General features: G+C 58.4%; 10 protein-coding genes. 9 read left to right on the forward strand and 1 reads right to left on the reverse strand.

The genetic code is table 11. The annotated features are described in order from the left end of the window. Window positions 1-49 precede the first annotated feature (49 nt). The 3 genes from alaS to ACSV9I_RS02070 all read left to right on the forward strand — a co-directional run bounded on the left by alaS (window position 50) and on the right by ACSV9I_RS02070 (window position 4,707). Window positions 50-2,704 (forward strand): alanine--tRNA ligase, encoded by a 2,655-nt coding sequence (gene alaS, locus ACSV9I_RS02060; protein WP_438326847.1) that lies wholly within the window; start codon window positions 50-52, stop codon window positions 2,702-2,704. Window positions 2,705-2,832: 128 nt separating this feature from the next. Continuing rightward, a complete protein-coding gene (locus ACSV9I_RS02065; RefSeq protein WP_438326849.1) occupies window positions 2,833-4,074 on the forward strand; it encodes a GGDEF domain-containing protein in 1,242 nt (413 codons plus the stop codon). A gap of 195 nt (window positions 4,075-4,269) precedes the next feature. Then, window positions 4,270-4,707 (forward strand): hypothetical protein, encoded by a 438-nt coding sequence (locus ACSV9I_RS02070; protein ID WP_438326852.1) that lies wholly within the window; start codon window positions 4,270-4,272, stop codon window positions 4,705-4,707. A 54-nt stretch (window positions 4,708-4,761) separates the two neighbouring features. Here ACSV9I_RS02070 and ACSV9I_RS02075 read toward each other — a convergent pair whose 3' ends face one another. Beyond that, window positions 4,762-5,976: an NADP-dependent isocitrate dehydrogenase gene (locus ACSV9I_RS02075; RefSeq protein ID WP_054158666.1), complete on the reverse strand. Its 1,215-nt coding sequence runs from the start codon at window positions 5,974-5,976 to the stop codon at window positions 4,762-4,764. Window positions 5,977-6,253: 277 nt separating this feature from the next. On the opposite strand from ACSV9I_RS02075, the gene ACSV9I_RS02080 reads away from it, so the two are divergent. From ACSV9I_RS02080 to ACSV9I_RS02105, 6 genes are all read left to right on the forward strand, one after another. Then, window positions 6,254-6,778: a hypothetical protein gene (locus ACSV9I_RS02080; RefSeq protein WP_054158665.1), complete on the forward strand. Its 525-nt coding sequence runs from the start codon at window positions 6,254-6,256 to the stop codon at window positions 6,776-6,778. 32 nt (window positions 6,779-6,810) lie between these two features. Next, a complete protein-coding gene (locus tag ACSV9I_RS02085; protein WP_438326854.1) occupies window positions 6,811-7,356 on the forward strand; it encodes a hypothetical protein in 546 nt (181 codons plus the stop codon). 66 nt (window positions 7,357-7,422) lie between these two features. Beyond that, a complete protein-coding gene (locus ACSV9I_RS02090) occupies window positions 7,423-8,256 on the forward strand; it encodes an RNA methyltransferase (protein WP_438326856.1) in 834 nt (277 codons plus the stop codon). Continuing rightward, entirely contained in the window at window positions 8,234-9,076 is an 843-nt protein-coding gene (gene murI, locus ACSV9I_RS02095) for a glutamate racemase (protein ID WP_438326859.1), read from the forward strand. The genes ACSV9I_RS02090 and murI overlap by 23 nt, the downstream gene beginning before the upstream one ends. A gap of 379 nt (window positions 9,077-9,455) precedes the next feature. Beyond that, window positions 9,456-9,689, forward strand: coding sequence for a DUF1127 domain-containing protein (locus ACSV9I_RS02100; protein ID WP_438326860.1), 234 nt, complete (start codon window positions 9,456-9,458; stop codon window positions 9,687-9,689). A gap of 188 nt (window positions 9,690-9,877) precedes the next feature. Further along, complete coding sequence (locus ACSV9I_RS02105) at window positions 9,878-11,398, forward strand: helicase HerA domain-containing protein (RefSeq protein WP_438326861.1); 1,521 nt, start codon at window positions 9,878-9,880, stop codon at window positions 11,396-11,398. The last annotated feature ends 15 nt before the right edge of the window (window positions 11,399-11,413 follow it).

Consider the following 11,413-nt stretch of genomic DNA (forward strand, 5'->3'; position numbering starts at 1 on the left):
CATTGATTTTGCGAAATGGCCGAAAACTGGCCTGAATGAAGGGCGTGACATGAGCGGTGTAAACGACATCCGGTCGACTTTTCTCGATTACTTCAAGACGAACGGTCATGAGGTCGTTTCATCGAGCCCGCTGGTCCCGCGCAATGACCCGACGCTGATGTTCACCAATGCCGGCATGGTTCAGTTCAAGAACGTTTTCACCGGCCTTGAACAGCGCCCCTATTCGACGGCGGTTACCGCGCAGAAATGTGTGCGTGCGGGTGGCAAGCACAATGACTTGGACAATGTCGGTTATACGGCGCGCCATCACACCTTCTTTGAGATGCTGGGCAACTTCTCCTTCGGCGATTACTTCAAGGAACGCGCGATCGAGCTCGCCTGGAACCTGATCACCAAGGAATTCGGCATCGACAAGAACCGTCTCCTGGTCACGGTCTATCATACCGATGACGAGGCGCATGGCCTGTGGAAGAAGATTGCCGGTCTGACGGATGATCGGATCATTCGCATCCCGACCAGCGACAACTTCTGGGCCATGGGCGATACCGGGCCTTGCGGTCCATGTTCTGAGATTTTCTATGACCACGGCGATCATATCTGGGGCGGCCCTCCTGGATCGGCGGATGAAGACGGCGATCGGTTCATCGAGATCTGGAATCTCGTCTTCATGCAGTATGAGCAGGTCACCAAGGAAGAACGTGTCAATCTGCCGCGCCCTTCGATCGATACTGGCATGGGCCTTGAACGTGTCGCTGCTCTTCTCCAGGGCAAGCATGACAATTATGAAATCGATCTTTTCCGTGCCCTTATTGATGCCTCGGTCGAGCTCACAGGTGTCAAGGCCGAAGGCGAACGCCGTGCCAGCCATCGGGTGATTGCGGATCACCTGCGCTCGTCGGCCTTCCTGATTGCCGATGGCGTGTTGCCGTCTAACGAAGGCCGTGGATACGTCCTGCGCCGCATCATGCGTCGCGCCATGCGTCACGCACAGTTGCTGGGTGCGCATGATCCGATCATCTACAAGCTTTTGCCCGTGCTTGTTCAGCAGATGGGTCGCGCCTATCCTGAGCTCGTCCGTGCTGAGCCGTTGATTTCAGAAACTCTCAAGCTTGAAGAATCGCGCTTCCGCAAGACACTGGAGCGCGGTCTGACCTTGCTGTCTGATGCGACCGCTGATCTCAATGATGGTGACAAGCTCGATGGCGAAACCGCTTTCAAGCTTTATGATACCTACGGCTTCCCGCTGGATTTGACCCAGGATGCTTTGCGCGGCCGTGGCATTCACGTCGATCTGACCGGGTTTAACGACGCGATGCAGCGCCAGAAGGCTGAGGCGCGAGCCAGCTGGTCGGGTTCGGGCGACAAGGCAACGGAGACCGTTTGGTTCGAGCTCAAGGAGAAGTTTGGAGCGACCGAGTTCCTCGGCTATTCGTCTGAAACTGCCGAAGGTCAGGTCTTGGCGATCGTTCAGGACGGCAAGGTCATCGAGCGTGCTGACGCCGGTGCCGAGGTTCAGATTGTCGTCAACCAGACGCCTTTCTACGGCGAATCCGGTGGTCAGACGGGCGATGCTGGCGTGATCGTCGGTGAAGGCTTCTCGCTTCACGTCACGGACACCCAGAAGAAGGGTGAGGGCGTATTCGTCCATGTCGCGACCGTTTCCAACGGGATTGTCACGGCAGGTGTGCCGGTCACGCTGACCGTTGATCATGCGCGCCGCTCGCGTCTGCGGTCCAACCATTCGGCTACGCATCTGCTGCATGAGGCGCTGCGCGAAGTGCTTGGAACGCATGTGGCCCAGAAGGGGTCGCTGGTCGCGCCGGAGCGCTTGCGCTTCGACATCTCCCATCCGAAGCCGGTTACGGCCGAAGAGTTGAAGATCGTCGAAGAAATGGCGAACGAGATCATCCTGCAGAACGCGCCAGTCACCACCCGCCTGATGGCCGTGGACGACGCGATTGCGGAAGGCGCGATGGCGCTGTTCGGCGAAAAATATGGGGACGAAGTCCGCGTGGTATCGATGGGCACCGCTGTGCGCGGCGAAAAGGCCGGAAAACCCTATTCGATCGAACTCTGCGGGGGCACACATGTCAACGCAACCGGTGATATCGGTCTGGTCCGTCTAGTGGCCGAGAGCGCGGTGGGCGCCGGGGTTCGCCGTATCGAGGCACTGACAGGCGAGGCCGCACGGACCTATCTCTCTGAGCAGGATGAACGGATCAAGGCGTTGGCCTCATCCTTGAAAGTTCAGGCCAGCGATGTCGTGTCGCGCGTCGAGGCGCTTGTTGACGAGCGTCGCAAGCTCGAGAAGGAACTCGCGGATGCCAAGCGTAAGCTTGCCATGGGCGGCGGCACGGCCGGTGTGGATGCACCGCGTGTGATCAATGGTATCAACTTCATCGGCCGCAGTCTGTCCGGCGTCGATGCCAAAGATCTCAAGGGCCTCGCTGATGATGCCAAGTCAGGCTTGGAGACTGCTGTGGTCGTCCTGATTGCCGTTGGGGATGATGGAAAGGCCAGTTCCGTCGTCTCGGTTACACCGGACCTGACTGGGCGCTTCAGTGCCGTTGATCTCGTGCGAATTGCGTCGACTGCGCTGGGCGGCAAAGGTGGCGGTGGTCGTCCGGATATGGCTCAGGCTGGTGGTCCGGATGGTGCGCGCGCGGATGAGGCGATCGAAGCCGTTGCGGCTGCGCTGAACTGACGCATTTTTGCGACAGATGGAGGCTGGTCTAGCGGGCCAGCCTTTTTTGGCGAAGGCAAGGATGCCAATGCTTCCCCTTAATTTGAAGGGGCGAGTTCGACGTTTCGCATCACAGGCAAGGGCTTTCGTTGGACCGGCTGTTTCATATCCCTAGTCTTATGCTCTGCCTTTCGGCGGCATTTGTGATCGTGTCTATCTTCCTCACTCTACTTTGGATGTCCGATCGGTCGAACAAAGCACTTGTGTGCTGGACCGCAGGCTTCTGGGTAGCATGTATCGGTCTGTTTTTGCTGGCTTTGCGTGATGTCATTCCGGATCTTCTAAGCTTGGGGATGGGCAATTCGCTGTCGATTTGGGCATTGGGTCTTGTATGGCTCGGCTGTCTTGAATTCGACCAGCGCAGGGTGGCAGGTGCGGTGCCAATCGCTTTCTTCGGCGGAGGTGTGTGGCTGGCGCTGTTCGCGTTCTGGCCCGAGTTTTCAAACAACCTGTCGGCGCGGGTGTTGTTCGCTTCGGTCCTTTACGCAGCTTACTCTTTGATGGTCGCTCTCGTTGTCCATCAAGGTCATTCCACAGAGCCATTGCCCGCCAGACGCTTCGCGATCTTTGCTTTCGGCTTGCATGGGTTGTTCTATCTTGTTCGTCTAGTTTTGATTGCTATCGATCAGCCGACCATCCAGGATGGTCATGCGACCATCTGGTACGGCGCGTTGCTGTTCGAGTACTTCATTCAAGCGCTGTTTGCCGCCCTGGCAATCTTCTCCATGGTCCATGAACGGATGTCGCTGAACTACAAGCGCGCGTCCGAAGTTGACTTCCTCACCGGTCTTCAAAATCGCAGAGCATTTCTGGATGCGGTTTGCCGCGATCGGCAAAAGAGTGGCGGGTCGGCTCCCGGGGCCGTGATGGCGTTGATTGATGCCGATCATTTTAAACAGATCAACGACAACCATGGCCACGGAGCTGGTGACGCGGCGCTGCGTATGCTTGCCGAAGAACTGGTGTCGAAATTGCCTGTCGGCGCGCAGTGCGGCCGTCTAGGTGGCGAGGAATTTGGGATCTACCTGACCGCGTCGATCGCGAATGACAGGGTTCAGATCCTGGAGACATTATTGGAATGTGTTCGCCGCAAATCCCTTGGTTTTGAGGGGCGTCACTTCCATCTGACCGTCAGTATTGGGGCGGCCATACTTCCCGAGGGCGACCTTGATTTCAATCTTGCTCTCGCAGCCGCCGACAGGGCGCTCTACGTTTCGAAGAAAGCCGGCCGCGATCGGTTGACCGCCGTCGAGTATGAAGCACCCGCAATTCAAAAAGGCGGTCATCGCGTTGAGCCAGTATCGACAGCGCTCGAGGCGTTAACGCCGTAATCATCGTCTCGGGTCGGGCGTGAACGATCTCCCGCGATGAGGTCGTCGGGCGGACGTGCTGAAGGCGAAAGCACTGTTGAGCTCAGGACGGTCAACAATTGTGGAGAGGGCTACATCGCGATATGAGATTTCATGCCCACTGAACCTTTGTCATTAAACGTCCAGATTGCCTATCCGCGCCGTGCGCCGGGCCTGATGTTTGCCGTTACCGCGGCGATCATGATTGCGATCGCCGCAGGGGGGCTGCTTAGCCAGTTGCTGGCCGGGAACTGGGCCTCCCTCTCTTTTCTTCTGTATCTGTTGTTTTTCGTTGGTAGCTATGTGGCTCTCCATAGGGGACTGAAGCGTCTGATGGCGGCCATGAAGCCCGTTATCGAATTGAATGACGAAGAAATCATTCATTTTCCGACAGATACCCGGATCGGTTGGGTCAATATCGTTGATGTGGCGCAGCGGCGTGCCGGTGGGCGTTGGATCGTTGCCATCCGCTATGTCAACGAAGACGATCCGGAGCGGCTCGAAAGTTTCGATCTTCCCATCGGTGGTTTGAACATCTCCGGTCAGAGACTGGGGCGCAGCATTCGTCAGCGCTTTGAGGCGATTGATGCCGCTGAAGATGGCGACGAAACGTAAAAACCCGGCCACTTTCGTGACCGGGTTTTGTCATACGATCTTGGATCGATTCAATCAGGCCGCCATGGCCTTCTTCAGGTTTTCGTCCACCTTGTCCAGGAAGGCAGTCGTCGACAGCCACGGCTGATCGGGACCGATGAGCAGCGCCAGGTCCTTGGTCATGTAGCCGGCTTCAACGGTGTCGATGCAGACCTTTTCGAGCGTCGTTGCGAAGTTCGCGAGCTCGGCATTGTCGTCCAGTTTGGCGCGGTGGGCGAGGCCACGGGTCCAGGCGAAGATCGAGGCGATCGAGTTGGTCGAGGTTTCCTGACCCTTCTGATGCTGGCGATAGTGACGCGTTACCGTGCCGTGGGCCGCTTCAGCTTCAACCGTGCGGCCATCGGGCGACAGGAGCACAGAGGTCATCAGGCCAAGCGAGCCGAAGCCCTGTGCCACGGTGTCTGACTGAACGTCGCCGTCATAGTTCTTGCAGGCCCAGACGTAACCACCCGACCACTTCAGAGCGGAAGCGACCATGTCGTCGATCAGGCGGTGTTCGTAAACGATGCCGACTTCGTCGAACTTCGCCTTGAATTCTGTCTGATAGACTTCTTCGAAGATATCCTTGAAGCGACCATCATAGGCCTTGAGGATGGTGTTCTTGGTCGACAGATAGACCGGCCACTTGCGCATCAGGCCGTACATCATCGAGGCGCGTGCGAATTCGCGGATCGATTCGTCGAGGTTGTACATCGCCATGGCAACGCCGGCGCCAGGCGCGTTGTAGACTTCCTTTTCGATGACTTCGCCATCTTCGCCGACGAACTTGATCGTCAGCTTGCCCTTGCCGGGGAACTTGAAGTCGGTTGCCTTGTACTGATCACCAAAGGCATGACGGCCAACTACGATCGGCTTGGTCCAACCGGGAACGAGGCGGGGCACGTTCTTGCAGATGATCGGCTCGCGGAAGATCACGCCGCCGAGGATGTTGCGGATTGTGCCGTTCGGGCTCTTCCACATTTCCTTTAGGTTGAATTCCTTCACGCGTTGCTCATCCGGTGTGATCGTCGCGCACTTGATGCCGACGCCGTGCTTCTTGATGGCGTGGGCAGCATCGACCGTTACCTGGTCATTGGTCGCATCGCGGTTTTCCACCGAGAGGTCGTAATATTCGATATCGAGATCGAGATAGGGCAGGATCAGCTTTTCCTTGATGAACTGCCAAATGATGCGGGTCATCTCGTCGCCGTCGAGATCGACGACCGGGTTGGCTACCTTGATCTTGCTCATGAATATCCTCACGGGGTTGGAGCCTGTGGCCCGAGCGCGGGGAGGGCGCCCTGCCGATGGCTGCCTATAACATTCTCTCACAGCAAGGCAAACAGGAGAGGGCGAATTCAGCGAAATTCGGGGATAGAACTTTCGCCGTCCGGTCATGGCGTGTCGTGCCAATCTTGGTCCGAGATTGCGGCGTAATATTGCGCTAGGACTGGCAGCAGATCCGGCGACTGTCTGTCTGTGTGTAACCGGATATCGATGCCCAACACTGTCTGCCCGGAGAGGTCCCATGAAGCGCGTCCTGCCTGCCGTCCTTTCGTCCTATTTGCTGGTTGCTCCTTTTGCCTACGCCGTTGATGATACGGATCCTGTGCGAGAGGTGGTGGAGGCGACTGCGCGCAATTGGGATGAGGGCGGCGAGTACGAGGAAGTCTTCAGCAAGGATCGGCTAGACCGCGTGTTCAGCAAGAGCTTCGCTGAGGCATTTTACAAGGCATCGAAAAATCCGCCTTATGATATAGCAGACGGCGAAACCACCGGTTTTCCTTTTTCCTATGATCCGATTGCCCAGGGGCAGGACGGTTGCCCATTCGAGGATATCCGTATCGAGAATGATGGAGACGGGCAGGTAACCGCACTTTTCAAGAACCGCGGCTGTTTCGGCAAGGAAGCCGAATACCAGCAGGATACGGTCCTGATCTTTCACGTTGAGACAGAAGATGGGCGGCCTGTCATCGACGATATCTATCCAGTCGTGGATCACGTGTCGGGCACGTCGATCAAGGAGGAACTGCTCGCGGTTGGTGGTCAATGAGAATGATCCGACTGTTGACGGGATCTCTGATCATGCTGCTTTCGCTCCCGGCAGCTGCCGTCATGGCTTCCGAGCCGAGCGATCCCGTCAAGGTGCTCATGCGCGTTGCCGGTTGGAAAGAGGCGGGCGGACCTGATGCGCAGGCGTCCGGCTATTTCGACGATACGCTCCTTTCGACAATCTACAGCCAGAGCTTCGTGGAGGTGTACCGGCTTGCGCAGAAGACGGATGAGCTCCAGGATGGTGCCGGCTATATGACCGGTTATGATGTCATCATTGGTGGTCAGGATTCCTGTGAGCTTGAAAAGGTTCGAATTGAAGCAGGGACCAAATCCGGCGACATCACGCCCGTCTCCGTCTATTTCGACGCGGTATCCTGCTTCGGTCTGACACCGGATTTGTCAAAGCCTGGGGTGATCTTCCATGTCATCGAAGAGGGTGGTCGCGCGGTGATCGATAATTTCTGGAACCGCGACTATAACGGCGGGGATGTGTCGACCTCCGTCAAGAACGAATATGCCGATTTTACGCGAGACTATCTCACCTTCCGTGTCACCGGTGCCTGGCCCAAGGAATAAGTCAGGCTCTTTATGGTTCGGTGATTTTGTGCCAAGGGGAGCCCGGTAATCTCAAAAGGGCATGTCATGGCGGGAACGAATAGCGAGCGCAAAATGCTGGCCGAGGGGCCGGCGATCATTTTGGTGGAGCCGCAGCTCGGCGAAAACATCGGAATGGTGGCTCGGGCCATGGCAAATTTCGGACTGGCTGAGTTGCGGCTGGTTAATCCCCGCGACGGCTGGCCTTCCGATAAGGCCCGGTCTGCAGCTGCGAAGGCAGACCATGTCATCGACGGTACCGTGGTGTTCGACACGCTGGAAGAGGCTGTTGCCGATCTGAACTTCGTCTATGCGACCACGGCACGCTTTCGCGACGGCTTCAAACCCGTGCGTTCACCGGTGACCGCTGCCGAGACGCTTCGCAAGCGGTTCCGTTCGGGCGAGAAGACCGGTATCCTGTTCGGACGGGAAAAATCGGGCCTATCGAACGAGGATGTGGCGCTTGCCGACGAAATCGTCACCTTTCCGGTCAATCCGGCCTTCGCCTCACTCAATATCGCCCAGGCTGTGCTTCTGATGTCCTATGAATGGATGAAGTCCGAGATCGAGGACCCGCATGCCGTGCCGTTTGACGCGCCGCAGCAGCCGCAGGCCACAAAGGAGGAGGTGATCGGCATGTTCGAACACCTGGAGCAGGCACTCGACATCAGGGGGTATTTCCATCCTGCCAACAAAAAGCCGAGGATGATCGACAATCTGCGCGCCGTGTTCACCCGACGGGCCTTCACGACGCCTGAAATCCATGTGGTTCGCGGTGTGATCACATCGCTCGACCGCTTTTCAAGGCCCGGGCAGATCAACACATCGGTAAAGGCTGTAGTGTCGGAAGATGGATCGAATGACGAAAGCTCCGGCAAGTAACAGCGACACCGTCGGCTCGAAGCCAATTCTCGTCTTCGATTCCGGGATCGGCGGGTTGACCGTTCTGCGTGAGGCTCGCTTGTTGATGCCTGAGCGCGGCTTCATCTATGTCGCAGACGATGCCGGTTTCCCGTATGGTGGCTGGGAAGAGGCGCCACTGAAGGCGCGGATCGTCAATCTCTTCGGCAAACTGCTCGACCGATACGATCCCGAAGCGGTGATTGTGGCCTGTAATACCGCCTTCACACTGGCGGGTGCCGAGCTTCGGCTGGCCTTCCCCACGATGCGGTTCATTGGAACCGTGCCGGCGATCAAGCCTGCTGCGGAGCGGACGCGATCTGGGCTCGTATCGGTGTTGGCGACGCCTGGAACGGTCAAACGTGCCTATACGCGCGACCTCATTCAGTCCTTCGCCTCTCAATGCCATGTCCGGCTTGTCGGGTCGGAAAACCTTGCCCGGATCGCAGAAGCCTATATTCGTGGCGACGCCGTCGACGACGATGCCGTGCGCGCCGAGATTGCCCCTTGTTTCCTCGAACAGGATGGCGCGCGCACCGATATCGTGGTGCTTGCCTGTACGCATTACCCTTTTCTCGCCAATGTCTTTCGCAGGCTGGCGCCTTGGCCGGTGGATTGGCTCGATCCGGCCGAGGCCATTGCACGCCAGGCGCGCCGCCTCGTGCCTCAAGTCGAGGGCGCGGAGCATCCGGACGGCTTTGATTTTGCCGTCTTTACCTCGGGCAGCCAGGACTTTGCCACCCGTCGCCTGATGCAGGGCATGGGTCTGTCGGTCGCTCCGCCGGTTGACGGACTGATTTGAGACGAGCCCACTGCGACATTATGTTGCAGTCTTGCCACGCTTTCGAGCATTTTAGCGCAATTCTCGATTGCAGCCTTGCGGGGCGGAGAGTCCCGTGGCATGTTTTCGCCATCCGCAACTCTCAACTTACAGGAGGCGACATATGACTCATTTTCATTCGTTCACGCGCCTCTCTGGCGGATCGGTATCGGCCCCGGCATATATGCCAGTGCTATGCACCCGATGAGCCTCTAGGCTCTTTTCCCAGCCGTTTAGGCGTCTTTCTCAATTTTTGAGCCGATAGGTCGATGCGCGCGTGTCATCGCGTTCTTCCGGCCGACATCTATCATTTTTCAACCGAAAGGACCTGGTCGCTGGCGCGAACCGGGATGGTCAAGTCATGTCTCAAGAACAATCTATGATTGAAATTCCTTTGAACGAAAGGATCGACGAGCTGCTTCAGCGGTTCGGCGGGTGGCGCATCGTCTTGGCGCTTCTGGAGGGTCTGTTGCGCCGGCGCACGACGAGCAATTCCATCTCCGGGCTGCCCCCGCGCATGCTGCGGGATATCGGTCTGCCCCTGGACGAGGAGTTGGGTCCGCGGCGGCTGTCTCTATGGGATCTGAGAGTTTGAGCTGCAGAAATGGATCGCGCATCCCTGGCGATGCGCGATCCATGACGGCGTCGGGATTGGCAGTCGGAAATTCCTTGTTGATGTCGTGTCTTTCGCTGCGTAGCAGGGTGAATTTTTTGCTAAAGCAGGAAGTGTCTGGCAGGCCGTGTCGGTCGGTCTGAGTCTGTGAGCATGCAAGGGTGGCGTCAGTGAAAGTCGGAATCGATATGGGAACGGTGCAGGGCGGCCAGCCTGCAAAGCTCGATATCGAGGAGCTGCTGGCAACGCGTCTTCTGGTTCAGGGCAATTCCGGCTCCGGCAAGTCGCATCTTCTGCGGCGCTTGCTCGAGCAGTCGGCCCAATGGGTCCAGCAAGTCATCATCGATCCCGAGGGCGATTTCGTGACGCTGTCCGACAAATACGGTCATGTGGTGGTGGACGGCGAGCGGACTGAAGCCGAGCTTGCGGGCATTGCTGACCGCATCCGACGCCATCGTGTTTCCTGTGTGTTGACGCTGGAAGGTCTCGATATCGAACAGCAAATGCGTGCCGCGGCCGCATTCCTCAATGGCCTATTCGATGCGGATCGTGAATTCTGGTTCCCGGTGCTTGTGGTGGTCGATGAGGCGCAGATGTTTGCGCCGTCGGTGGGCGGCGATGTGTCTGAAGATGCGCGCAAGATGTCGCTGGGCGCCATGACGAATTTGATGTGCCGCGGGCGAAAGCGTGGTCTGGCGGGCGTGATCGCGACGCAGCGCCTCGCAAAGCTTGCCAAGAACGTCGCGGCCGAAGCGTCAAACTTCCTGATGGGCCGAACCTTTCTCGACATCGATATGGCGCGTGCGGCCGACTTGCTCGGCATGGATCGCCGTCAGGCGGAAATGTTCCGCGATCTGCAGCGCGGCAACTTCGTCGCTCTCGGGCCGGCGATGTCGCGTCGTCCGCTGCCGATCGTGATCGGCGCGGTCGAGACTTCTGCGCGCTCTTCGTCGCCGATGCTGATGCCCTTGCCCGATGCGCCGCAGGACGTCGAGGACCTGATCTTCACGCCTGACCCGGAGGAGTTCACGCGGCCGGTCGTTCGGCGTGCAGCACCTGCACCCCGACCGACGACGGATATTCTTGCGGAATTGTCCCGGTCGACACCGCTGTCCGGGATGTCATCGGCGGCTGAAAGCGCGCCGAGGACGCCGGAGATGTCGGCGGAAGAACGAGAGGATCGGCTTTCGGCGGTTCTGGCGGAAATTCTGAGCGATCCGCAGGCAGCCTATCGCACGGACAGCGTTCTCTATCAGGAGTTTCTGGTGCGGGCGCGTATGCGCCGCGTCAACGGTCCGCCGATGCCGATGGGCGAATTCCGCCGTCGCGTGGCGATTGCCAGGGCTGGTGTCGACGAGGAGACGGCTGCCAGCGAAGGCTGGGCGCAGGCGCTCGAGCTTTCTGTTCGCGTTTCCGACGATCTACAGGGCGTTTTCCTGCTTCTGGCAAAGGCGGCCCTGCGCCAGGAGGAATGCCCCTCCGATCCGCGTATCGCCAAGGCCTATGGCACGCATTCAGCGCGCCGGGCGCGGCGTCTTCTCGGCTATTTCGAAGAGCAGGGGCTGGTGGTCGTGCATACCGATTTTGCCGGTAAGCGCATCGTTGCCTTCCCGGATCTCGAAGCCGAGACCCGGCCGGGTGATCCCAATCTGATGGATGTCGACGCGCCAGCGCAGACGGCGGCCGAATAGGCCGCCGCTGTTCGC

The sequence above is a fragment of the Rhizobium sp. G187 genome, assembly GCF_051549525.1.
GTDB lineage: Bacteria > Pseudomonadota > Alphaproteobacteria > Rhizobiales > Rhizobiaceae > Allorhizobium.

Bases quoted from the DNA above. Each gene is read 5' to 3' on its own strand.
- alaS (WP_438326847.1), top strand. From the start codon at position 50: ATGAGCGGTGTAAACGACATCCGGTCGACTTTTCTCGATTACTTCAAG.
- ACSV9I_RS02070 (WP_438326852.1), top strand. From the start codon at position 4,270: ATGTTTGCCGTTACCGCGGCGATCATGATTGCGATCGCCGCAGGGGGG.
- ACSV9I_RS02075 (WP_054158666.1), bottom strand. From the start codon at position 5,976: ATGAGCAAGATCAAGGTAGCCAACCCGGTCGTCGATCTCGACGGCGAC.
- ACSV9I_RS02080 (WP_054158665.1), top strand. From the start codon at position 6,254: ATGAAGCGCGTCCTGCCTGCCGTCCTTTCGTCCTATTTGCTGGTTGCT.
- ACSV9I_RS02085 (WP_438326854.1), top strand. From the start codon at position 6,811: ATGCTGCTTTCGCTCCCGGCAGCTGCCGTCATGGCTTCCGAGCCGAGC.
- ACSV9I_RS02090 (WP_438326856.1), top strand. From the start codon at position 7,423: ATGGCGGGAACGAATAGCGAGCGCAAAATGCTGGCCGAGGGGCCGGCG.
- murI (WP_438326859.1), top strand. From the start codon at position 8,234: ATGACGAAAGCTCCGGCAAGTAACAGCGACACCGTCGGCTCGAAGCCA.
- ACSV9I_RS02100 (WP_438326860.1), top strand. From the start codon at position 9,456: ATGTCTCAAGAACAATCTATGATTGAAATTCCTTTGAACGAAAGGATC.